General features: G+C 71.7%; 20 protein-coding genes. 3 read left to right on the top strand and 17 right to left on the bottom strand.

All coding sequences use genetic code 11. From position 1 onward, the window contains the following. Both E4P41_RS11375 and E4P41_RS11370 read left to right on the top strand, forming a co-directional pair. On the top strand, positions 1-233 hold a 233-nt coding region (locus E4P41_RS11375), incomplete at its 5' end, for a hypothetical protein (RefSeq protein WP_209307664.1). Between the two features lie 13 nt (positions 234-246). Next, positions 247-963, top strand: a complete 717-nt coding sequence (locus tag E4P41_RS11370) for an SRPBCC family protein (protein WP_135141365.1) — start codon at positions 247-249, stop codon at positions 961-963. A gap of 88 nt (positions 964-1,051) precedes the next feature. Here the strand turns inward: E4P41_RS11370 and E4P41_RS11365 are convergent, their stop codons facing one another. The 16 genes from E4P41_RS11365 to E4P41_RS11290 all read right to left on the bottom strand — a co-directional run bounded on the left by E4P41_RS11365 (position 1,052) and on the right by E4P41_RS11290 (position 21,013). After that, on the bottom strand, positions 1,052-2,284 hold the full coding sequence (locus E4P41_RS11365) for an NADH:flavin oxidoreductase (RefSeq protein WP_167761042.1): 1,233 nt from the start codon (positions 2,282-2,284) through the stop codon (positions 1,052-1,054). A gap of 32 nt (positions 2,285-2,316) precedes the next feature. Next, on the bottom strand, positions 2,317-3,030 hold the full coding sequence (locus E4P41_RS11360; protein WP_135141363.1) for an ATP-binding cassette domain-containing protein: 714 nt from the start codon (positions 3,028-3,030) through the stop codon (positions 2,317-2,319). Continuing rightward, the gene (locus E4P41_RS11355; RefSeq protein ID WP_135141362.1) at positions 3,030-3,797 is read right to left on the bottom strand and encodes an ABC transporter ATP-binding protein; all 768 of its coding nucleotides are present in this window, start codon (positions 3,795-3,797) and stop codon (positions 3,030-3,032) included. The genes E4P41_RS11360 and E4P41_RS11355 overlap by 1 nt, the downstream gene beginning before the upstream one ends. Next, a complete protein-coding gene (locus tag E4P41_RS11350; RefSeq protein ID WP_135141361.1) occupies positions 3,794-4,777 on the bottom strand; it encodes a branched-chain amino acid ABC transporter permease in 984 nt (327 codons plus the stop codon). Before E4P41_RS11350 ends, E4P41_RS11355 begins: the two co-directional genes overlap by 4 nt. Further along, a complete protein-coding gene (locus tag E4P41_RS11345; protein ID WP_135141360.1) occupies positions 4,774-5,730 on the bottom strand; it encodes a branched-chain amino acid ABC transporter permease in 957 nt (318 codons plus the stop codon). Before E4P41_RS11345 ends, E4P41_RS11350 begins: the two co-directional genes overlap by 4 nt. Next, on the bottom strand, positions 5,676-6,884 hold the full coding sequence (locus E4P41_RS11340) for an ABC transporter substrate-binding protein (protein ID WP_167761041.1): 1,209 nt from the start codon (positions 6,882-6,884) through the stop codon (positions 5,676-5,678). Before E4P41_RS11340 ends, E4P41_RS11345 begins: the two co-directional genes overlap by 55 nt. Positions 6,885-7,102: 218 nt before the next feature. Then, positions 7,103-8,872, bottom strand: coding sequence for a thiamine pyrophosphate-requiring protein (locus tag E4P41_RS11335; RefSeq protein WP_167761040.1), 1,770 nt, complete (start codon positions 8,870-8,872; stop codon positions 7,103-7,105). Between the two features lie 44 nt (positions 8,873-8,916). Beyond that, positions 8,917-10,503, bottom strand: coding sequence for an aldehyde dehydrogenase family protein (locus E4P41_RS11330; RefSeq protein WP_209307663.1), 1,587 nt, complete (start codon positions 10,501-10,503; stop codon positions 8,917-8,919). 272 nt (positions 10,504-10,775) lie between these two features. Next, positions 10,776-14,156 carry a molybdopterin cofactor-binding domain-containing protein gene (locus E4P41_RS11325; RefSeq protein ID WP_135141357.1) on the bottom strand — a complete coding sequence of 1,127 codons (3,381 nt, stop codon included), beginning with the start codon at positions 14,154-14,156 and terminating at the stop codon, positions 10,776-10,778. Continuing rightward, on the bottom strand, positions 14,153-14,647 hold the full coding sequence (locus tag E4P41_RS11320) for a (2Fe-2S)-binding protein (protein ID WP_209307662.1): 495 nt from the start codon (positions 14,645-14,647) through the stop codon (positions 14,153-14,155). Before E4P41_RS11320 ends, E4P41_RS11325 begins: the two co-directional genes overlap by 4 nt. Before the next feature lie 4 nt (positions 14,648-14,651). Beyond that, positions 14,652-15,581 (bottom strand): amidohydrolase family protein, encoded by a 930-nt coding sequence (locus E4P41_RS11315; protein ID WP_135141356.1) that lies wholly within the window; start codon positions 15,579-15,581, stop codon positions 14,652-14,654. Positions 15,582-15,677: 96 nt separating this feature from the next. Further along, positions 15,678-16,559 carry an ABC transporter permease gene (locus tag E4P41_RS11310; protein ID WP_135141355.1) on the bottom strand — a complete coding sequence of 294 codons (882 nt, stop codon included), beginning with the start codon at positions 16,557-16,559 and terminating at the stop codon, positions 15,678-15,680. Between the two features lie 32 nt (positions 16,560-16,591). Beyond that, positions 16,592-17,437, bottom strand: coding sequence for an ABC transporter ATP-binding protein (locus E4P41_RS11305; RefSeq protein WP_245177277.1), 846 nt, complete (start codon positions 17,435-17,437; stop codon positions 16,592-16,594). Continuing rightward, a complete protein-coding gene (locus tag E4P41_RS11300) occupies positions 17,434-18,504 on the bottom strand; it encodes an ABC transporter substrate-binding protein (RefSeq protein WP_135141354.1) in 1,071 nt (356 codons plus the stop codon). Before E4P41_RS11300 ends, E4P41_RS11305 begins: the two co-directional genes overlap by 4 nt. 259 nt (positions 18,505-18,763) lie before the next feature. Then, complete coding sequence (locus E4P41_RS11295) at positions 18,764-20,212, bottom strand: amidase (protein WP_135141353.1); 1,449 nt, start codon at positions 20,210-20,212, stop codon at positions 18,764-18,766. Positions 20,213-20,263: 51 nt separating this feature from the next. Next, entirely contained in the window at positions 20,264-21,013 is a 750-nt protein-coding gene (locus E4P41_RS11290) for an SDR family oxidoreductase (protein ID WP_135141352.1), read from the bottom strand. 35 nt (positions 21,014-21,048) lie between these two features. Between E4P41_RS11290 and E4P41_RS11285 the strand changes: the two genes are divergently transcribed. Continuing rightward, the gene (locus E4P41_RS11285; protein WP_135141351.1) at positions 21,049-21,819 is read left to right on the top strand and encodes an SDR family NAD(P)-dependent oxidoreductase; all 771 of its coding nucleotides are present in this window, start codon (positions 21,049-21,051) and stop codon (positions 21,817-21,819) included. Between the two features lie 130 nt (positions 21,820-21,949). Here E4P41_RS11285 and E4P41_RS11280 read toward each other — a convergent pair whose 3' ends face one another. Beyond that, positions 21,950-23,149 carry a M20 family metallopeptidase gene (locus tag E4P41_RS11280; protein WP_209307661.1) on the bottom strand — a complete coding sequence of 400 codons (1,200 nt, stop codon included), beginning with the start codon at positions 23,147-23,149 and terminating at the stop codon, positions 21,950-21,952. Between the last annotated feature and the right edge of the window lie 37 nt (positions 23,150-23,186).

Below are 23,186 nucleotides of genomic sequence, written 5' to 3'. Positions count from 1 at the left end.
GGCGGAAGATCACCAGCGACATCTTCCCGATGCACCACCTGGCCTTCCAGGACGGCTGCATCCACGCGGAGAACGTCGGCGGCGACATCGACCAGGTGCTCAACCAGCGCTGCGTGATCGGCGCGTTTCCCTGGAAGATCGAGGGCGGCGAGGCCTGCCCGTGCCGGATCATGGCGTTCTTCGACATCGGTTCCAACGAGGTCGTCGAAGGCCTCGACGGCGCAGTGAACTGAGAGGCGGACGGACATGCAGCTGAACAACGAGTTCGTCGTCACGGCGCCCGCCGACCAGGCGTGGACGCTGCTCACCGACCTCGAGAAGGTGGCCGCCTGCCTGCCGGGAGCCGCATTGGACGGCCGCGACGGCGATGACTACTCGGGTAACGTCAAGATCAAGGTCGGCCCCATCTCGGCGCACTTCCGCGGCACGGCACGGTTCGTGGAGAAGGACGACGCCGCCCACTCCGCGGTCATCTCGGCAGCGGGCAAGGACCCGCGGGGACAGGCCGCGGCGAACGCCACCATCCGCGCCCGGCTGCAGCCGGAGGGGCCGGCGAGCACCCGCGTGATCGTCGACACCGAGCTGGACATCTCCGGCCGGATGGCGCAGTTCGGGCGTGGGGCGATCGCCGACGTTAGCGTCCGGCTGATGAGCCAGTTCGCCGACAACCTCGGCGCCCAGATCGGCGCGGACGCCGGTCTCGCTCCCGCGCACACCGCGAACGGCAGCCCGGCCCCGGCCGCGAGTGCGCCCACACCGACCGCGGCCCCCGCCCCGGCGTACGCGACCCCCGCGCCGTCGTCCGACGCCGGTCTCGACGCGCTCTCGCTGATCGGTCCGGTCGTGGTCAAGCGGTTCGGCCCGGGCCTGGCGGCCGTCGGCGTGGGCGTGGTCCTGGGCTGGTCGCTGCGCGGCTGGCGGGACCGGCGACGTCCCTGGGTGCAGCGGCTGCTGAACACCTGAGCGTCCGTTCCGCCGAGCGCGGACAGCATTCGGCCCCGGCCGCCCTCGGGCGGCCGGGGCCGAGTCGTTCCGGGGAGGCGCTCCCGTGTCAGTGGGCACGCGGCTTGCGACCGGTGCCGGTCTCCTTGAACCCTCCGGACAGCCGGTACCTCACGTGCTCCCACAACCGCGTCCGGGGGATCCGCCAGCACTGCAGAGGGTGGTGCTCGTCGTGCATGAGGCAGATGTTGCAGGACACGCAGGCTGCCTCGTCCGCTGTGCCGTCGGCGAGCTTGCGGACCAGGTCGGGCTCGCGGATCAGCGGACGGGCCAGGGAGAGGAAGTCCGCGTCGCCGTTCTCGACCAACCCGGACATGGTCTGCGCGCGTCGGAGCCCCCCGACCAGGATGACCGTGGTGTCGACACGGCGCCGCAATTCCTGCGCCAGCGGCAGGAAGTAGTGCTCGGGCTCCGGTCCCTTGTGCAACCGGTGGACCAGCCAGTCCTCGAGCGCGCGCGTGCGGTCGACGGCTACGTAGGCGCGGATGGAGGCGCTCACGTAGTCGCTCATCAGGTTCGAGGAGATCTCGATGCCGTCGAGCCCGGCGGCGACGAGACCCATTGCCCCCTCCACGGCGTCCTCGACCGACAGACCGCCCGGCGAGTCGACCATGTCCCGGAGGCCCAGCTTCATCGTGAGGCCTCGGTCGGACGGCACGGCGTCGCGGACGGCCCGGACGACGGCGAAGGCGAACGACTCACGCCGTTCGCGGGTGCCGCCCCAGGAGTCCGTGCGCCGGTTGGTCAACGGCGACCGGGACTGGCTGATGAGGTAGCCGTTCGCCCCGTGGACGTGGACGCCGTCGAAGCCAGCCTCCACCGCTCGGCGCGCCGCTGCGGCGAAGGCCGCGACCGCCTCCTGCAGTTCCTCGTCGCTCGCCTCGGCGACGTGCCGGCCGGTCATCACGTTCGGTACGGCCGAGACGGCGAGCGGATCGTTGTCCGCCACCATGGACTGGCTGCCGGCGTGCGCGATCTGCGCGAAGATGCGGCCGCCCTCCCGGTGCACGGCGTCGGTGACCCGGCGCAACGGTCCGAGGACGTCGTCGCTATGGATGCCGGCCTGCCGCGGGCCGTAGCGACCGCGGGGATGGACGTACATGTGCCCGGTGAAGCTGAGCCCCACTCCCCCGCGCGCGAGGGCCCGGTGCAGATCGACGTAGCCCTCGGAGACGACACCGTCGACGTCGGCCATCGACTCCCCCGTGCCCGCCCGGATCACCCGGTTCGGCAGCTGCAGGGGCCCGAGGGTGCCCGGTTGCAGGAAAGCCAGTGCAGCCAATGTCCGGCCTCTCGTCACCAGCCGCGGAGAGGCTAGGCGCGCACCCCGAAGAAGAGCTCCTCCAGCACGCCCTCCTCCAGGAGGTCCGCGGGCCGCATGGGCGCCGAGACCGTGCCGTCGGACAGGAAGTACACGCGGTCCACCGCAGGCAGGCAGATTCGCGGGTGCTCCTCGATGACCCAGAGGACACCCGCCCCGTCCTCGTCGCGCAGCCGGCGGATGTCGTCAATCCGTTGCTGGACCACGAGCGGCGCCAGCCCAGTCGTCGGCTCGTCCAGCACTAGCAACCGCGGGGAGCTCAGCAGCGCGGACGCGATGGCCAGCATCTGCCGTTCGCCACCGGACAGGGTGCTGGCCGCCTGATCGCGCCGGCGCTCCAGTTCGGGGAAGCGGGCCAGCAGCCGGCTGCAGCGCTCGCGGGCCGTGCTGAGCGAGCCGCGCACGGACACCAGCAGGTTTTCCATCACGGTGAGGTCGGGGAAGGTGCTGCCGACCTGCGGGACGTAGCCCAGTCCCAGTCCGGCCAGTTGGTTCGGCTTGGTCCCGGTGATGTCGATGCCGTCGAGGACGACCCGGCCTGCGGTGATCGGCAGCGAGCGGGTGATGCCTTTGAGCAGCGTGGTCTTGCCGACCCCGTTGGAGCCGACGACCGCGACGATCTCACCGGCGTCGACGGTCAGGGACGCATCCCGCACGACTGTCAGCCGGCCGTAGCCGGTGCTGACGCCCTGGACGTCGAGCAGCATCAGGCCGCCTCCTCTCCCAGGTACACGCGACGGACGTCGGCGTTGCGGCTGATCTCCTCGGGTGTGCCGCCGGCGAGGAGGCGGCCCGCGTCGAGGACGTGCACCCGGTCGGCCAGCTCAAGGACGAACGCGAGGTTGTGGTCGATGACGAGGATGCCGACGTCCTGTGCGGCGATGCCGCGGATCAACCGCGAGAGCGTGCCGATCTGGTTGACGTCCATCGCCGCGGCAGGCTCGTCGAGCAGCAGCATCCGCGGGCGCGAGGCCAGCTGCCGCACGATCTCCAGCAGCTTCAGGTCGCCGGGCGACAGACCAGCCATGTACGCCGACGCCAGGTGCTCGATCCCGGCCTCGCCGAGCAGTTGGTCCGCACGCTCCGCGGCCGCCCGCAACCCCCGCCGGTCCGCCCGAGGGCGCAGCAAGGCGTCCTGCGGGCCGTCGAATCCGTGCCCCCCGGCCGCGACGACGAGGTTGTCGTGCACAGTGAGCGAGGGGAAGCCCACGGGGGTCTGGAACGTCCGGACTAGTCCCAGCCGGGCGATCTCGTGGGCCTTCCGCCCCGTGAGGCGCACTCCGTCGAAGACGATCTCTCCCGTGTACGGCGCCCCGAAACCCGAGATGACGTTGAAGAGCGTCGTCTTGCCTGCGCCGTTGGGCCCGACCAGGGCGGTGATCTCCGCCGTCGACACGGTCAGATCGACGTCGGCCAGGGCCGTGACTCCCCCGAAGGTCTTGCCGACCCCGCGGACCTCGAGCACCGCGCTCATGCCGACACCGCTTCGAGCGTCTGGGGATCGTCCCGACGAATCCGGTCCAGGGGCTTCGCGCGCTTGCGGAACGCCCCACGCTCGGAGAGCAGCCCCTCCGGACGCCACCGGAGCAGGACGATCAACAGCACCCCGACGAGGAAGGGCTGGAACGCCGCCAGCCGGGAGGCGTGTTCCGGGTCGACCGAGATGAGCCGGACGGCCTCGCTGGCGACGGTGAGCACGACCGCGCCGATCAGGCCGCCCAGCCGGCTGCCGAGGCCACCGATCACCAGTCCGGTCCAGACAAGGAAGGTCAGGTGTGTCGTGAAGCTGGCGGGCACCAGTGCGCCGAGAAACCAGACATAGACCGGTGCGACGAGCAGCCCCGTCATAAGGCCGACCAGCGCGTAGGTTGCGATGCGCACGCGGTCGACCGCCGTGCCCATCGAGCGGGCCAGCGGCTCGTTGTCCCGGGCCGCGCGCAGCGTCAGGCCGTACGTCGAGTTGCTGACTCGCTGGCTCACGAGGAGCACCAGCACGGTGGCCGCGGCGGCGAGCCCGAGGAGGATGAACGGGTAGGCGGACGGCAGGAAGTACTCGGCGAACGGCTTATCGATGCCGGTCACGCCGAAGGTGCCGCCGGTCAGGCCGCGCTGGATCACGATCAGCTGCCGGATGATCTCCGCGAAGGCGAACGTCGTGATCAGGAAGTATTCGCCGCGGAGCCGAAGAGTCGGCCAGCCGATCAGCGCCGAGACGATCATCGTTATGAGACCGGCACCGACCATCGCCGCCCAGAAGGGCAGCCCCAGCCCGGGCACGACGGCGTCGGGAGGACTGGTAAGCAGGGCGTAAGAGTAGGCGCCGACAGCCACCTGGCCGGCGATGCCGAGATCCCACATGCCTCCCCAGCCGGCCTCGATGTTCAGCAGGAGCGCGGCCATCCCGATGACCAGGCCGAAGGTCAGCACGGTTGCCCAGAACGGCAGGGTGCTCATGCCGCCACCTCCCGCCGCCGGGCCACCGAGAAGAGCCCCTCGGGTCGCAGGACCAGCACCCCGATCAGAATCACGAACGCGACCACCGGCCGGTACGAGGTATCGATGACCAGCGCGCTGGCGTCCATCACGATCCCCAGCACCAGCGATGCGGCGATAACCCCAAGGATGTTCCCGGTGCCGCCGAGCACCGCCGCAGCCAGCACCAGGAGGATGTTCGACCAGCCGAGCTCGGTCGTCACCGTGCCGAGAACCCCGAGCAGGATGCCGGCGACCGCGGCGAGGGCGGAGCTCAGCGCCCAGATCACCCGGCTGACCCGGACCACCGGAACGCCCCGGACCTCGGCCAGCTCGCGGTTGGAGGCGACCGCCCGGATGGAACGGCCCAGCCCCGTCCGATTGAGCAACAGCCACAGGCCGAGGATCACCAGGGCGGCGATGGCAAGGATGGCGAGCTCACCCGGCGCGAGGCTGATCGGGCCGAGGTCCCAGCCTTGGCCCAGCGAGACCTCGAAGATGCGTACCTCGGTCCCGAACACCGCGATCAGCAGGGCGTAGATGACCCACGCCAGTCCGATCGAAGTGAACAGCAGGACGTTGCCGCCCTGCGGCTTGACCGGGTCGAACAGGAGGGCGCCGCACAGAACGCCCGCCCCCGCGACCACGGTGACGGAGACCAGTACGCCGGGGACCAGCCCCCACTGCGCGGTCAGCACCACGGCGAGGAAGGCGCCGAGGGCCATGAACTGACCGTGCGCGATGTGCAAGAACCGCTCCGTGTTCCGCAGCAGCGCGAAGCCCGCCGTCGCGACCGCCAGCAGGCTGCCGGTGATCAACCCGAACACTAGGCTCTGCATGCCGTATCTCCCCCTCCGTACCGGTGTGTTGCCGCCATAGTTCAGGCGGAGGGGCGCAGGCTCGAGTCGATCGCGACGCTCTCCGTCGGCGCCCACTCGCCGTTGACGATGCGCAGGATCGACAGCTGCGGCGAGACGAGGTTGCCGTTCTCGTTCATGTCGAGGCTGCTGCTGGCTCCCTCGAAGTTGATCTCCTCGCCGTTCTCCAGCGCCTCCAGGCCCTCGGCGTAGCTGTAGACCTTCGTCCCCGGCGCACTCGCGACGTCGATGATCTTCGACGCAACTTCCGATCCGTCGGTGGTCCCGGCGGCCTGCATGGCCAGTGCGAAGAGGATGTACTGGTCGTAGTTGTTCGCGTCGTACAGACCGGGCGAGGGCTCCTCCCCGGTCCTCTCCTGGAACCGCTCGGCGTACGACTCGTAGGTCGGGCTGTCGACGTCGAAGGCACCCAGGGCGGCGACGAGGTTGTCGGCGTTCGGCACGGTCGTCGTCTCGGGGAGGATGAGGTCCGGTGAGACGATGATCGGTACGTCGTAGCCTCGGCGGTGGATCTCGCGGAGGATCGGCAGCCCTGCTTCGATCCCGGCTCCCACGTAGATCACGTCCGGGTTCGTCGACAGCGCCTGGTCGACCTCGGCGGCGTAGGAACTCCGCCCGGGCTCGATGGTGACGGTGTTGACCTCGTTGCCCTCGATGCCGGAGAACGCCGCCTCGGCGACCTCGGCCGGTCCGGATGCGCCCTCGGTGTTCTGGACGATCATCGACATGTTCTTGTAGCCGGCGTCGCGGGCGAGCTGAGCCGCGATCAGGCCGGCGTCACTGTCGGAGGCGGTGACCCGGAAGAAGTACTCGCCACCCTTGTCGTCGAGGAAGGTGGTGCCGCACGAGGAGCAGATCGTGGGCAGCTGCTGCTCGGTAATGGTGTCGTAGAGCGCCACGATGCCGTCCGACTCCAGGCTCCCGAGCACCTGGGCGCCGTCGACGCTGACAAGCTTCTGGTAGCCGGCGATCGCCCCGTCGACGGTGGACCGGTTGTCCTCCGTCGCCAGGGTCACCTCCCGGCCGAGTACGCCACCGGCCTCGTTGATCTCGTCGACGGCGATCTGCGCCGCCTCGATGGCCGGTGGCGAGAAGGATGCGTAGTCGCCCGTGATGCCCAGGAGCTGGCCGAAGACGATGTCGCCGCCGTCGTCCGAGGCACCACCGGAGTCGGCCGCCGACGGCCCACCGGGTTCGGCACACGCAGCCACGACGAGCGACGAGAGGAGGAGAGGGATCACAGAACCGCGCCGACGAGTCATGCCGCGCCTCTTTCAGCCTGGGTGAATGTAGGTTCGGTGTGGTCCAAACCACACCGCGCCATCCGCAGCCTGTCAAGAGTGGGGCTGAAGTTCATTCCAATGAGACTCAATCGTTGCCTGGGAGATGCCACGCGGAACGCCGTGCGCCTCCACCGCCCGCCGGACCGTCAGATGCCGTCGAGGATGACGTCGACGACCCCGCACCGGCCTGACCGGACCGCCTTCAGCGCCTCGGTCAGCGCGTCCACCAGCCGGTCGGGATCCTCGACCCGCTCGCCGTGCGCGCCGCAGGCGCGGGCCACCGCCGCGTAGTCCGGCGGGTCGGCGATGACGACGCCGGTGAAGTCCTGCCGGCCGACCGACGCCCCGTCCGGGAACAGTGTCACGACGGGAAACTTCGCGGCCCGGTAGCCCTGGTTGTTGAGGATCACGGTCAGGAACGGCGCCCCGGCGTCGCGCGCCGCCCACAGCGCCGCCACGGGCGAGCTGAAGACGAACGTGCCGTCGCCGCAGAGCGCGACGACGTCGCGGGCTGGCTCGGCCAGTTTCGCGCCCATGGCGGCGCCCAGCGCCCAGCCGAGCCCGGCCGCGCTGATGGCGTGGATGGTGTCCGGCCGTTCCCGGCGCAGGTGCTCCCGGACGAGCACGTCGTTGGTGGTGACCTCCTCCATGACCACCGCCTCGGGATCCAGCACGGCGTTGAGGGCGTCGACCAAGGCGACGGCGGAGACAGGCCGGGTGGCACGCTCCTGGGCGACCAGCTCCGCCCGCACCCGCGCCCGCTCCCGAGATGCGGCGGCCAGCTCGTCGGCGCGCCGCTGCCAGCGGGCGGACCGCTCGTCGGTCCGCTCGGCCTCGACGGCCTTGAGCAGCTGCCACAGCGCCTGGCCGCTGTCGGCCTGGATCGGCAGGTCGACGCGGAAACCGTAGTTCACCATCGACGCCTTGACCGGATCGAGGTCGATCTGGATCACCCGCGCGTCCTCCGGGGGGCGCCGGTTGAGCGGGACCCACGGCACCTCCACGTCCACCAGCAGGACCAGGTCCGCCGAGCGCAGGGTGTCGGCCGCGACGGCGTCGTCCTCGAGGTAGCAGGCGTGCCCGGAGGGCAGGTTGACGAACTCGCGGGTGTCGGCCAGGGGTAGCCCGGCGGTCTCGACCAGGCGAGCCATCGCCTCGGCCGACGACCGCTGCCGGCCGACCCGGCCGGTGATGACGAGCGGCCGCTCGGCCTCGGCGATCCAGCGGGCGGCCGTGGCGATCGCGTCCCGGCAGGCCGCGGGGAGGACGGGCGGCCGCTGGCGCTCCGGCGGGATGACCCGGACGCCCTCGGTCGGGCGCATCAGGACCTCGCGGGCGACGGTCATGTAGACCGGGCCGGCCGGCTCGGAACGGGCCACCTGGAACGCCCGGGGCACCAGGTTGACCAGCGTCTCGGGCATGGTGAGTTCCTCCGCCCACTTCACGTACCCGCGGACGATCCCGATCTGGTCCGGCTGGTCCTGCTGCCAGTGGACGGCGATGGTCCGCCCGCCCGGAAGGTCGCCCTCCAGCGTCCGGGGCGCGGTGCCGGCCATGATCACCACGCCGCTGTTGGCCCGCTGGGCGTTGTGCAGCATGGCGCCGAGGCTCTGCGTGCCGACGTCGACGTGCACGATGACCACCTGTGGGCGGCGGGTGCGTAGCCAGAAGCCCTGGGCGGCGGCGAGGGCGACCCGCTCGTCCGGGCACAGCTGGATCGTCGGCACCTCGATCCCCCGGCCGCGCAGCGCCACGGCCGCCTCCTGGATGGGCGCGGTGTCCGTGCCGGGGTTGAGGAAGATGCGCTCCACCCCCTGCGCGGACAGCAGCCGGAGCAGCGACTCGGCGCCGTCGAGCGCTTCGACGACCTCGTCCGGGCGGGGGCGTGCATCGACGTCGGGGTGGTGCAGGCTCACGTCAGTCTCCGGCGGGGTGGGGCGGGAAGTGGCAGGCGCGGGCGTCAGCTGAAGCGGGCGGCGGCGATGGTCTTGATCTCGAGGAACTCGTCGAGCCCGGCGACTCCCCACTCGCGGCCGAGGCCGCTGGCCCCGACTCCGCCGAAGGGCATGTCGCCACCGGTGAACTGGCCGCCGTTGATGCCGATCATCCCGGCGCGGATGCGCCCCGCCACGTCCCGGGCGCGGTCCTCGTCCTCGCTCCAGACGTAGCCCGCCAGCCCGAAGGGGGTGCCGTTGGCGACGCGGACGGCGTCGTCGAGGTCCTCGTACGCCTGGACGACAACGATCGGCCCGAACGTCTCCTCCTGGATCAGCGACCCGTGCTCCGGGGCGTCCGCGACCAGCGTCGGCTGCACGTAGTAGCCGCGGTCGAAGTCCGGGTGCACTCCCCCGCCGACCACCACCCGGCCGCCCTCGGCGAGCCCGGAGGCCAGCGCGGCGAGCACCCGGTCGCGGTGCGCGACGCTCACCAGCGGGCCCATGAACACGTTCTCGTCGAACGGGTCGCCGACCGGCACCGACGACATGCCGAACGCGGCGAGCTCCAGGCACTCGTTGAGCCGCCCCACCGGCACGAGGAGCCGGCTCGGCAGGATGCAGCTCTGCCCGGCGTTGAAGCAGCCGAGCGCGGCGGCCAGCGGCACGACCTGCTCGAGGTTCGCGTCGTCCAGGACGACGCTCGGCGACTTGCCGCCGAGCTCGAGGTGGACCCGCTTGAGGCCCTCGGCGGCCGCGGCCATGACCTTACGACCGGTCGCGGTGGAGCCGGTGAAGCTGATCGCGTCCACCCGAGGGTCCGCCGTGAGGCGGGCGCCGAGCGCGTGGTCCGAGGAGTGCACGACGTTGAGCACACCGGCCGGGATGTCGGTCTCCTCGGCGAAGAGCCGGCCGATCAGCGCCGTCGTCCACGGCGTGTCGGGAGCCGGTTTGAGCACGAGCGTGTTCCCGGCGGCGAGCGCGCCGGTCACCTTGGCCAGGGCGATGTCCAGCGGGATGTTCCAGGGGGTGATGGCCCCGACGACGCCGATCGGCGTCCGCTGGATCTGCCGCAGCGTGCGCATGGGGCCGGCCGAGACCTCCGGCAGCTCGGTGGCCTCCTGCCAGCCGTCGGCGAGGCCGGCCATGAACCGCACCTTGTCGACCACCGGGTCCACCTGCACGCCGGTGGCCAGGCGCACCGGGCAGCCCAGCTCAGTCACCATCGCCAGCCGGAGCTCATCGAGGTTGCGCGCCATCGCGTCGACGAACTGCTCCATGCAGTGCCGCCGGAAGGCGCCGTCGCGGGCCCACGAACTCTCGTCCTGAGCCCGCCGTGCCGCCGCGATCGCGCGGTCGAGCTCCTCGGCGGTGCCGTCGGCGACCTCGCCGACCACCTCCTCGGTGGCCGGGTTGACGTTGCGGAACCGCACCCCGGAGGAGGACTCCACCAGCTCCCCGTCGATGAGCATCCGGGACTCGCCCCGGGCCGCCTGCCCCCGCAGACCGGCCGCACCCATGGGCAGCGGCCCGAGGATGTCGAGCAGCCGGGCCGCGAACTGCTCGGCGGGGGGCGTCGAGCGGGGGCGGACGTCGGTGGACTGGGGTGCCATGGCGCGATGCTCCGATCGGTGTCAGATGAACTTCGCCCCTGGTCAGCAAGCGGGGACGCGCTGGACGAGACGAGCGCTCACGCGAGTCCGCTCGCTCCCGGTAGGAGAACGGCCGAGCGAGCCGATCCGGCGACGCGCGGAGCTCCGCGCCCCAGCTCGCCGATGTCCGCGGTCACGGCCGTTCTCCTCGTCTCGGTCTGCTCCGGACCCACGACCGCCGCCGTGGGACTCGAGGCGGTCGGCGTTTCGACGGCCTCGAGTGAGCCCTCAGCTCACGCGCGGCCGTCGAGCGCCCGCTCGATACCCCGCTGCACCAGGCCCGCGGCGGCGTCGAGCTTCCACTCGTTGCCCTTCAACGGATGCCCGCGGTCGAGCCACGACGACGCGACGGCCTCGACGTCGGCGGCGCGGACCGGCCGCCGGCGGACCAGCGCTCGCTCCACCTCCGGCAGGCGGAGCGGCGTCGGGGCGATCGACCCGACGAACACCCGGGCGTCGTCGATCCCGCCGTCGTCACCGAACGCGAGTGAGACGCAGGCCGAGACGACCGCGAAGTCACCGGTGTAGAGGTCGAGCTTCTCGAACACGCTAACCCGCTGCCGTGCCGCGGCCGGCAGCACGACCTCGGCGACGACCTCGCCGTCGGCCAGGATCGTCTCCCCGGGCCCGCGGTAGAACTCCGCCACCGGGACCGTGCGGGTGACCCCCGCACGGCGGAGCACCAAGGAGGCGTCCAGGGCGGCGAAAGTCGTCGCCAGGTCCGACGGGGTGACCGCCTGACAGCGGTGCGCTCCCACGGCCGCGTGGTAGAAGCGGTGGTCCCCCTCCACGGCGTAGCAGGGGCAGGTGACCCCGCCGCGCTTGTAGCACATGAAGTCACTCCGGTAGAACCAGCAGCGCTTCTCCTGGCAGAGGTTGCCCGCCACGGTCGCCATCTCGCGGACCTGGGCCGACGCGATGCGCCGGACCGTGTCGCCGACGACGCCGTCCCAGCCGGTGCCCTCCGCAGTGCTCAGGGAAGCCAGTCGCACCGCGGCGCCGATGCTGACGCCGCCGTCCGCGGTGTCCTGCACTCGACCGAGACCCGGCAGCAGCGTGAGGTCGACCAGCGTGCCCAACGCCTGCACACCCTGCCGCTGCCCCGGCACCAGGTCGGTGCCGCCGCCGAGCGGCCGGCTGCCGGCCGTCTCGAGGGCCTGCAGCGCGTCGTCGACCTGCGTGGGCGTGACCACGGCCTCGGCGGCGCGCGGGTCGACCGGGCGCGCCAGCTTGGTGCCGAAGCGGTGCAGGGCCGTGTGCACGCCCAACGGGTAGGCGGCCCGGACGGCGGCGATCTGCCACCGCGACGGTCGCCGCCACAGGTGGTAGCTGCGCTTGGGGCGGTGCCCGTCGTGCTTCCATGCGGTGAGCACCTTGTCCGGCGTGAACGGCGCCGAGCGGATCCGCGCGCCCGTAGCGTGCGCGATCGCGTTGCCCACCGCGGCCACCGTCGGCACGAGGACGATCTCGCCGATGCCCTTCGCGCCGTACGGGCCCTTGGGGTCGGAGTCCCCGACGAAGACCGGCCGGATGCGGGGTACGTCGGCGGCCCGCGGCAGCGGGTAGTCGAGGTACTGGCCGTTCACCATCCGGCCGCCCTCGTAGATCAGCTCCTCCCCCAGCGCGGCGCCCAGCCCCATGACCACGCCGCCGATCACCTGGCTCTCGGCCAGCAGCGGGTTGAGGATCGTGCCGGAGTCGTGCGCCGAGACGACGCCGACCACGCGGACCTTGCCGGTGTACGGGTCGACCTCGACCTCGACCGCCTGGGCGAGGAAGGAGTAGGCGCCCGAGATGTTGCCGGTGCCGGTGTGCCAGTCCATCTCCTCGACGTCGGCGACGTATTCCTCGGTCACCGACACCGGGCCCTGCTCGCGGGTGACCCGCATCAGCTCCGGAACGGTGGTGCTGACCCCGGTCCCGACGATGCGGCCGCCGGTGAAGCTGACCGTCTCCGGCGGCATGCTCCAGCAGGCGGCCGCCCGGTCGCACAGCGACGACATCGCGCCGCGCGCGGCGGTGCGCACCGCGTGCCCGCTCATGTAGGTGCCGCGGCTGGACCAGGCGCCGAGGTCGACCGGCGTCTGCGCGGTCTCCATCATCAGCACCTGCACCCGCTCGATCGGCACGCCGAGCTCGTCGGCCGCCACCTGGGCGAGCAGCGTGCGCTGACCCGTGCCGGCGTCCGCACCGCCGAAGCGCACCAGCACGTAGCCGTCGGGGTCGATCTCGATGGTCGCGCTGCTGGTGTTGGCGTGCGGATAGACGTAGGCGCCCGACACCTGGATGGCGCAGGCGATGCCCACGCCCCGGCCGCTGCGGCCGTGCCTGCGCTTCTCGTCCCAGCCGATCGCCTCGCGGGCGGCCTCCAGGCACTCGACCAGCGCAGCGGAGTGCAGCTGGTACTTGACGTGGGTGGTGTCGCCGGGGCGGTTGGCGTTCTGGATCCGGAAGTCGATGGGGTCGCGGCCGAGCTTCTCGGCGAGCTCGTCCATCTGCGACTCGACGGCGAAGGTGACCTGTGGGTTGCCGTAGCCGCGGAACTGCCCGCCGGGGTGGCGGTTCGTGTAGATCAGGTTGGCGGCGATGTCGACCCGCGGCACCCGGTACAGCGAGGCGAGTGCGCCGGTGCCGGCGCCCATCACGCTGGGTCCTGAGTGGTTGTAGGCGCCGTTCTCGACGACGACGTCGGCGGCCCGGCTCTTCAGCGCCCCGTCGGCCGCGGCCGTCGAAGTCAGGTCGATCTGGAAGAAGTGCCGGCTCTTGGTGGTGCTGAACTCCTCGTCGCGGGTCAGCGAGAGGCGGACCGGCCGGCCGGTCTTCATCGACAGCCCGGCCGCGATCCCCTCGTACTCGGAGATCTTGGACTTGGAGCCGAAGCCGCCGCCGACCGCGACCTGGTGCACCTCCACCTGGTCCAGCTCGAGGTCCAGGACGTACGCGAGCTCCTTCTTGACGAAGTACGGCGCCTGGCTGGAGACCCAGATCTCCAGCTTCCCGGCATCCTTGTCCCAGGCGGCGACGATGCTGTTGGTCTCCATGCAGGCGTGGTTCTGCCGCGGGAAGGTGAACCGGCCTGACACGGCGACGTCGCCGCTCGCCTCGGCGACCGGATCGCCGAGCTCCTGCGTGTAGGCGAGCGCGACGTTGCCCTCGGCGTGCTCGTGGATGCGTGGCGCCTTGGGCGAGCGGGCAGCCTCGAGCGTCGTGGCGGCCGGCAGCCGCTTGTACGTGACCCGGAACAGCGCGACCGCGGCCAACGCCTGCTCGGGGGTCTCCGCGGCCACCGCAGCGACCTCCTCCCCGACGAAGCGCACGACGTCGCGGGCGAGCACGTGCCGGTCCGACAGCGGCGGGCCGTGGTGGATGTACTTGCGGTCGGGCAGGTCGTTGGCGGTGAGGACGCCGACCACGCCCGGTGCGGCGAGCACCTTGCGGGCGTCGATCCGCACGATCCGGGCATGCGGGTGCGGGCTGCGCAGCACCGCGGCGTACACGACGCCCTGGGGCCGGACGTCGTCGGCGTAGATCGCCGTCCCAGCGGTCTTCGCGTCCCACTCGACGTTGGGAACGGCGGTGGTGAGGGTGCCCGGGCGGGCCTCGACGGCGGTCACGACGTGCGACTCCAGGTCTGGTCGGCGAAGGGGACGTCAGGGGCGGCGCCGTCGTCGGCCTCGGCGTCCCGCAGCGCGTCGACGATGCCCTCGTAACCGGTGCAGCGGCAGATGTTGCCGGACATGGCAGTGCGCAGCTCCGCCTCGCTCTCGGGCAGGCCGCGGCGCAGCAGGGCGGTACCCCGGACGATCTGCCCGGGGGTGCAGAACCCGCACTGGAAGGCGGCCCGCCGCGCGAACGCCGCCCGCAGCGCAGTGCTCTCCTCGGCCAGGCCCTCGACGGTCTCCACCGCGCCGGACACGCGCGCGGCCAGCACGATGCAGGAGAGCACGGGGCGGCCGTCGACGAGCACGGTGCACGCGCCGCACTCGCCGCGCCCGCACCCCTCCTTGGTGCCGGTGATCCCGACCTGTTCGCGAAGCACGTCGATCAGCCGGGTGCCCGGAGGCAACTGCTTCTGGTCGATCTGGAACTCGCCGTTGATCAGCACGGCCTCACTCCCCCGTCTCGTTCAGGTCGAACAGTCCTCGGGCATTGCCGCCGAGGATCGCGGCGGTCCCCTCGTCGTCGAGGCCGAGCTCGCGGACGACGTCCACGTGCCGGCTGGCGGCGATGGGCACCGGCGGGCCGTCGGTGGCGAACACCACGTGCTCGACGCCCACCGTCTCCAGGGCCAGGCGCAGCGGGGCCACTCCGAAGGTGACGGTGTCGAGGTAGAGCCGGCGCACATACTCCGACGGCGGCCGTTCCAGGCGTACCTCGCCCCAGGGGCCCAGCGGCTTGTAGTCGCGCAGCTCGTGCCCGAAATCCAGCCGGTCGGCGATCATGCAGATGCCCCCGCCGGCGTGGGCGCACAGCAGCCGGACGCCCGCGTGACGCTCGAGGACGCCGGTGAGGATCAGCCGCGACAGAGTGAGTGTCATGTCCAGCGGACGCCCGCACAGCTCACCCAGCCGGTAGGTGCCCATCTTGTCCTGGCCGACCACGGTGCCGCCGGGGTGGAGGAAGACCGGAACGCCGAGGTCCTCCGCCAGCTCCCAGAACGACTCCGGCGCCTCGTCGAGGTACTCACCGCGGTCGCTGGTCGCCACGGCGATCCCGGGCAGGCCGAGCTCGCGGACCGCCCGCTCGGCCTCGGCCACGTGGTCCTCGCCGCGCCACGGGGTCACGGTCGCGAGGGCGCCCACCCGGCCCGCGTGGTCCGCGGCCAGGCCGGCGGCGAAGTCGTTGTACTCTCGGGTGCAGCCGATGTCGCCGAGATCACGCTCGCCGTACCAGATGTGCGGATCGGACACGATCGTCAGATCGATACCCGCCTCTGCCTGCCGCTGGAGGACGGCGTCGACCTCGAACATGTCGTGCGGGAGGAAGCCGGAGGACTCCCACTCCGGCGGGAACAGGTGGCTGTGGGTGTCCACGATCATCGGAGGGCTCCTCGGGGTCGGTGCTGTGCGCGCGAGGGACGGATGCGCGGGGACAGCGGCGGCGCGGGCAGTCCTGGCCGGCCCGCGCCGGCCGGGTCACCCGCCGGCCTGCACGCCGTGCGGCGTCTGCCAGAAGACGATCTTGCGTTCGGCGTACGCCACGACGGCGTAGAAGAGGTAGCCGAAGACGGCGAGCACGATCCCGTAGGCGTACACGCGATCGGTGGCCAGCAGATCGCCGGCGATCTTGGTCTGCTGACCCAGGCCACCACCACCGCCGATGAACTCACCCACCACGACGCCGATGACGGCGAGCACGGATGCGGTCTTCAGCCCGGCGAAGATGAACGGCAGGGCCGAGGGCAGCTGCAGCTTGAAGAAGGTCTTGCGACGCGAGATCCGCAGCGACCGGAACAGCGTCGCCTTGTCCCGGTCGACGCTGGCCAGGCCGGCAGCGGTGTCCACCAGCAGCGGGAAGAAAGCGATGAACGCGCCGAGAGCGACCTTGGAACTGATGCCGAAGCCCAGCGCGGCGATGAAGATCGGCGCGAAGACGATCTTCGGGGCGGCGTTCACCGCGACCAGCAGCGGCATCAGGACGATCCGACCGAAATCGGACTCAGCCACGAGGAACCCGAATCCGAGGCCGAGCACCACCGCGGCGGCGAAGGCCAGGATCGACTCCAGCACGGTGATGCCCAGCGCCTCGGCGAGCAGGCCGCCGGTGCCGATGGCGTTCGCCATGTTGCCGAGCTCCGCCACGACGTCCATCGGGTCGGGGAGGATGAACGGCGAGACGAGCTCCAGCGAGGACAGCAGGTACCACAGCGCGAACAGCACCAGGATGAAGCCGCTCAGCGAGATCCAGGTGGGGATGCGCACCCAGATCGACGGGCGCTCACCCCACGCCACCCGGGTGTCGGGCGGCGGCGCGGCCGGGGCGGGCACCTCGTGGCGTTGGTCGGCTGGCGCGGTCATGGTCGTCTCCTCGCCTCGGCTGGAGGTGGCGGTCACCGGTCGCCGTCCTTGCCGTCGTCGTCGTGACCGAGCTCGAGCAGCTCCCGCACCCGGGCCACCAGCGCAGTGAACTCCGGAGTGGTGACGACCTCGAGGCAGCGGGGGCGCGGGAGCGGCACGTCGACGACGTCGACGATCCGGCCCGGCCGGGCGCTCATCACGACCACGCGGTCGGAGAGGAACACGCCCTCGATGATGTTGTGGGTCACCAGCAGCGCGGCCTTGTCCGTGCCGCTGACGATCTTGGCCAGCTCCAGGTTGAGCCGCTCCCGGGTGAGCTCGTCGAGCGCGCCGAACGGCTCGTCCAGGAGCAGCACGTCCGGGTCGCCGATCAGCATCCGGCAGATCGCCGCGCGCTGCTGCATGCCACCGGAGAGCTCGTTCGGGTAGCGCTCCTCGAACTCGCCGAGACCGACCCGCCCGAGCAGCTCATCGGCCCGCCCACGAGCGGCCTTGGCGCCCTTGCGCCCGTTGCGGGCCTCGACGGGGAGCAACACGTTTTCGCGCACGGTGCGCCACTCGAGCAGCACCGGTTTCTGGAACATCATGCCGACCTCCGACGGCGGCCCGGTGACCGGGCGCCCGCCGATCTCCACCCGGCCCGCTGTGGGCGGGAGCAGTCCGCCGACCAGGTTGAGCAGCGTCGACTTGCCGCAGCCCGACGGGCCGATCAGGCAGACGAACTCGCCCGGTGCGACGGCCAGGTCGACGTCGGTGAGCGCCACCACGTCGTCGCCCGTGGTCGCGAACCGCTTGGACACGCCACGGATGCTGACCACCGGGGCCGGCCGGGTGTCCCCGGCCGACCCCGTGGCGAGCACCCCGGAGGGGGAACTCACAGGTCGGACTCCTCGAAGTCGTTGAACGCCTCGACGAACTCGTTGGTGAAGACGCCGGGATCGACCGGCTCCTCGAGGTACCCCTGGGCCACCAGGGCATCGATCAGGGCCTGGACCCGGTCGGGGTCGGAGTAGCCCCACTGACCCTCGGCCGACTCGGGCAGCTCCCAGAGCGCTTCCGTCTCCTCCACCAAGGCCAGGGCGAAGTCCATGTCCGAGACCTCCTCGGCGAACTGCTGGCCGGTGATCTCGAGGACGCCCTCCGGGTTCTCCATGCCCCAGGCACTCGCCATGGCCAGGCCGCGGCCCACCGCCTCGACCACCTCCGGGTTGTCCTCCACGAAGTCCTCGCGCATCCAGACGGTGGCGTCGAAGAACACCTCTGAACCGGGGACGTCGACTCTCTCGGTCTCGAAGCCACGCAGCTCCATGACCGCCACGTCCACGTAGGCCGCGGCGTAGGCGGCGATCTCGTCCCGCTCGAAGGCCGCGATCGGCGTGGCCCCCGAGCCGACCGCTGTGATCTCGTAGTCCTCGCCGGCCTCGAGGCCCTGGGCGCTGAGCAGCGGCACCAGCCACGATTCGGCGCCGGCCTCGCGGGCGTCGACACCGATGGTCTGGCCGCGGAGCTCCTCGACGTTCTCGATCGGCTCACCCGCCTCGGTGACCAGCGCGAAGACGTCGGACTGGTAAAGCGTGTAGACCGAGACCAGGCCCTCGCCCTCGGCGACGGCCTGCAGCACCGGGCCGGGGCTGCACAGGCACATCTCGGCCTGACCGGTGAGCACCTGCTGCAGCGAGGCGGCAGTGCCCTCCGCGACCTCCACGTTCACGGAGATGTCGTCACCGAAGTAGCCGCGTTCCTGGGCCACGAACAGCGGGTAGAAGCTGATGCCGCTCGGGAAGGGGATGATCGCGGTGAGCTCGGTGACCGAGCCGCCTCCGTCCCCGCCACCCGCGTTGCCGCCGCCCTCGTCGCCACCCCCGCCGCATGCAGTGGCGAACAGGGCAGTGGCCACGAAGGGCACCAGGAAGCGGCGCAGGACGCCGCCACGGGATCGGATCATTCGGGGCTCTCCTCATGCGGTTCGGGACGCGGCCCGCGGCCCGAGGGGTGGCGCGCGGTCACAGCGCCGGCGGATGCCGGGGGATCCGGGTGCACGGAGCAGGAACTCATCGCCCACATTCGCCCGGACCCCCTCACGTTCCCGTAGTGGTGCACGTCACTGACGAGTGAACCGGACTCTGTCAGAGGTATGACAAAGGGTCAAGGTGCCCTCGTTGCGCCGTGACCGACGCGTTACCAGGTCGGGCTGCCCTACCAGATCAGCGGTCGAGCATCTGCTCCAACTGCTCGGCGACCGAGATCGCCGAGTAGTCGTGGAAGGGACGAGCCACCACCTGCGCCGCGGTGGGCAGTCCGTCCCGGCTCAGGCCCGTGGGCACGGACACGACGGGACAGGCGCTCGTGAGATTGAACGGGATCGTGAAGCCCACGATCCAGCGGTCCGGCTGCTCACGGCCCTCGACCACGGGACCGTGGTCGACGAAGTGGTCGCCCGCCGGATACGCCGGCGCGGCCAGGGTCGGCAGCAGGAGGAAGTCGCTGCGGGCGAAGAGCTCGCCGAGCCGCCGGTGCAATGCAGCGGCCTCCTCGCGCGCGTGGAGCCGGACCCGCCAGTCGTCGGTCAGGTCGACCATGCTCTCGGAGAAGGCCAGCGCGTAGTCGGTGAGCTCGGAACCGGCCTCGACGGCCTGGCGCACGAGCGGCCCGTAATACTGGGCGAACACTCGCTTGGCGACGTCGAAGAGCCGGCCGTACGACCAGGGGAACTGCACCTGCTCGACCACTGCACCGGCCTGCTCGAGCAGCCGGGCGGAGGCATGCAGGTGGGCGACCACGTCGGCGTCCACGTCGAGATCGCCCATCGCGTCGATGAGGCCGATCCGGATTCCCCGCAGGTCGACCCGCGTCGTCACGTCGTCGACCGGGCGGACGCCGGAGAGCTGTGCCGGGTCGGGCCCGGCCATGACGTCGAACATCAGCCGCAGGTCGGCCACGTCGCGGGCCATCGGACCGTTGTGGTTGCAGGTCTCCAGGTAGCCGGGCGTCCGCATCGGGACCACGCCGTGCGACGGCTTCATCCCGACGATGCCGCAGGCGGCAGCCGGCAGCCGCAGCGAACCCGCCGCGTCGGTGCCCTGGGCCAGCGGCGTGGCGTGCGCGGCGAGGGCCGCCGCCGCTCCGCCCGAGGAGCCGGCGGTGCCGCGGGAGGGATCCCAGGGGTTGAGCGTCTCCCCAAAGAGCAGGTTGTCGGTGACCGAGGCGCAGCCGAACTCCGGCGTGTTGGTGCGGGCGTGGATCATGCCGCCGGCGGCGAGCAGGCGCTGGACCGCCGGGTCGGTCACCTCTGCCATGTGGTCCTTGAACGCCAGGGAGGCCAGGGTGTGCGGTTGCCCGGCGACGGGGGTCAGCTCCTTGATCGCGACGGGCAGTCCTTCGAGCGCACCGCACCCGTCGGGGTCCTCGCGAAGTCGCTGCTCGGAGCGCAGGGCGGCCGCTCGCGCCTCCTCCGCAAAGACGAACGTGAAGGGGTTGAGCGCTTGCTGCGCGTGCTGGGCCCGCGCCAGGAACGCGTCGGCGACCTCGACCGGCGACAGCTCGCCCGAACGCATCAGGGCGGTCAGCTCCACGGCTGACCGCGTGACCACGTCGCCGGCGGGCCCGGACGCGTTGACGGTGGGCCGAGCGCCTTCGCGATGCACCAGGGACATGAGCACCTCCACGGTTCTGACAGGGGGCGGGCTGCACCATCGGCGCCGGGGTCAGGCGAGGAGTCCGCCGTCGACGCGGAGGATCTGGCCGGTGACGGCTGCGGTCCCCGGACCGGCGAACCAGACGTAGGCCGCGGCCAGCGAGTCGAGGTCGGCGCCACGGCCGAGCAGGGTGCGACCGGCGACCCGCCGGGTGAGCAGCTCGGGGTCGCTGGTGACCGGCCGCTCCCCCTTCGAGTCGGCGACCGAGAGCCCGGTCGGCACGCCGCCGGGTGCGATGCCGTTGACGCGCACCCGCGGGGCGAGGTCACGGGCCAGGGCCTTGAGCAGCCCGACGCCGCCGTGCTTGACGGTGGCGTAGGCGATGCCCGCGTTGTTGCCGTGCACGTCATAGCTCGCGTCCGACAGCGTCAGTACGACGGCGCCGCCGGCGTCGAGCAGCGCGGGAGCTGCGGCCCGCGCGGCGAGCAGGTAGCCCAGCAGGTTGACCTCGACCAGCCGCCGGAAGCGGGCCTCGAGCTCGGCGGGGTCGCCGTCGAGCAGCTTCAGCCCGCCGTCGTGCACGCCGGCGTTGGCCACGAGGACGTCGAGGCCGCGCTCTCCTGCCGCGGCGGCGACCGCGCGCTCGTTGTCGGCGAGCGACCGGACGTCGCCCTCGACGGACACGACCTCTCCATCCGGCGACGCCCGCCGGTCCAGCACCGTCACCCGCGCGCCGTCGGCGAGGAAGGCGCGAGCCACGGCGGCGCCGATGCCGGACACGCCACCGGTGATGAGCACCGACCGTCCGAGCTGCGCCATGGACCCTCCTCCGTGCAGGTGCTTGGATCTGGAGTATGTCCTACCAAGTCAGCTCAGTCGCCATGGTGACCGGCGCATCCTCGGGCATCGGCGCGGCGCTCGCTCGCCGACTCGCCACCGAGGGCCGCGACCTGGTACTGGTGGGGCGCCGCGCCGACCGCTTGCGCACCGCCGTCCCCGGTGCGGCCGAGCCCGAGCTGCTCGCCGTCGACCTGGCCGTCCCCGACGGCGTCGCGGCGGTCGCCGACCGGTTGGCCGCAGCCGAGCGACCGGTGGACCTGCTGATCCACGCGGCCGGCCTGACGACGGCGCTGCCGTTCGGCGTCGCCGCCCTGGACGACGAACTCGCCCAGCTCCAGGTCAACGTCGTGGCGACCACCCAGCTGCTGCACGCCGCGATGACCGCCATGCAGGCCCGCGGCGGCGGGCAGATCGTCGTCGTGGGATCCACGGCTGCGCACTGGTCCAGCGGCAGCTACGCCGCGTCGAAGGCATGGCTCGAGGTGCTGGCCGGTGCGCTGGCCGACCGGACGCCGACCACCGACGTACAGGTCTTGGTCGTACGTCCGGGATTCACCCGCACCGACCTGCACGAGCGCGCGGGCATCGACAACTCCGGTGTGCCCGGCTGGATGTGGCTGGCCGCCGACCGCGTGGCCGCCGAGACCCTGTCGGCACTGCGGGCCGGCCGCCGTTCGTGGACGCCGACCCGCCGCTACCGCGCGCTCGTGGCAGCCACGGCTCCGCTCCCCCGCCATCGGCGTTCCGCGGTGCTGCGCCGGCTGGCACCGCTGCGGCCCCGCTGATTCGGCGTCGGGCGCAGCCGTTCCCGACACCGCCCGCCAGCAGGCCCCGGACGCCGACGTGCTGGCGACAGCCGCCAACGGACCGACCACCGGAACGCCGGCGATACCGACAGGGGGCACCCCCGAGGCATCAGACGCCGATCCGAGCATCGCGGGCGCTCGACAGGGCGGTGCGGACGACGGCGTCGGCCGCCGTGTCGATGACCGTCCACGCCATGGCGACCGCGCCGTCCAGCAGCGCCTTGTCGGCCGTGGGCGTGACGGCGCAGTCGGCGAACTCGGGCTCGTGGTTGCCGATGGCCCCCGATCCGATGTCGACGGTCGGGATGATGGCCGGGACGTGATGGGAGACGTTGCCGAAGTCGGTCGAGGCGTAGCCCGCCGAGTCGCCGCGCTGCAGCGGCCGGAACCGCCGGCCGAGGTTCTCGGCGTTGACCCGGTAGAGCTCCATGAGCAGCGGGTCGTGTTTCATCTCCAGGTAGGCTGGCTTGGAGGTGTCGATCGTCAGCGTCGCGCCGGTGGCCAGGGCGCCGGCCTCGAAACACTTGGTGAGACGGTCGACCAGGACCTCCAGCCGCTCGCGGCTCGCGGCCCGCGCCACGTAGTTGGCGCGCGCGTGCGATGGGATCACGTTGGCGGCCTCGTACCCGTGCTCCGGCACGCCGTGGATCCGCTCGTCGTCGAGGATGTGCTGGCGCAGCAGCCCGATCGAGACCTGCGCGACCGTCAGCGCGTCCATGGCATTGATCCCGGCCTCCGGGAAGGAGGCGGCGTGCGCCTCTCGACCTTGGAACTCGAAGGACCGCGCCGACATGGCCAGCAGATCGGGGGCCACCAGTTCACGCGGCGTCGGATGGATCATCAGGGCGGCGTGCAGGTCGTCGAACAGGCCCTTCTCGATCATGACGACCTTGCCGCCGCCCCCTTCCTCCGCCGGCGTGCCGAGCACCTTCACGGTGAGGTCGAGCTCGTCGGCGACCGCGCGCAGGGCGAGACCCGTACCGAGCGCGCTGCCGGCGATGATGTTGTGACCGCAGGCGTGCCCGATGGCGGGCAGCGCGTCGTACTCGGCACAGACGCCGACGGTCAAGGAACCGGAGCCGTAGGTCGCCATGAAGGCGGTCGGCAGGTCCGCCACGCCGCGCTCGACGGTGAACCCGGCGTCGTCGAGCACTTCGGTCAGCCAGGCCGCTGCCCGGTGCTCCTCGAACGCCGTCTCGGGGTGCTGCTGCAGGCGGTGGCTCAGCGAGATCAGGTCGTCGGCGCGCGAGAGGACCTGCTGCTGCACCACGGTCTTCCACTGGTCCCGTTCGGCGAGTGAGCTGCTCAACGCTTCCTCGGTTCCTCTCCTGGGTCCGGTGCGGCGA

It is taken from the genome of Geodermatophilus sp. DF01-2 (assembly GCF_004571065.1).
Taxonomy (GTDB): Bacteria; Actinomycetota; Actinomycetes; order Mycobacteriales; family Geodermatophilaceae; genus Geodermatophilus.
Note: the sequence above shows the minus strand (reverse complement) of the source record. Positions and strands in the feature narration are given on the sequence as shown.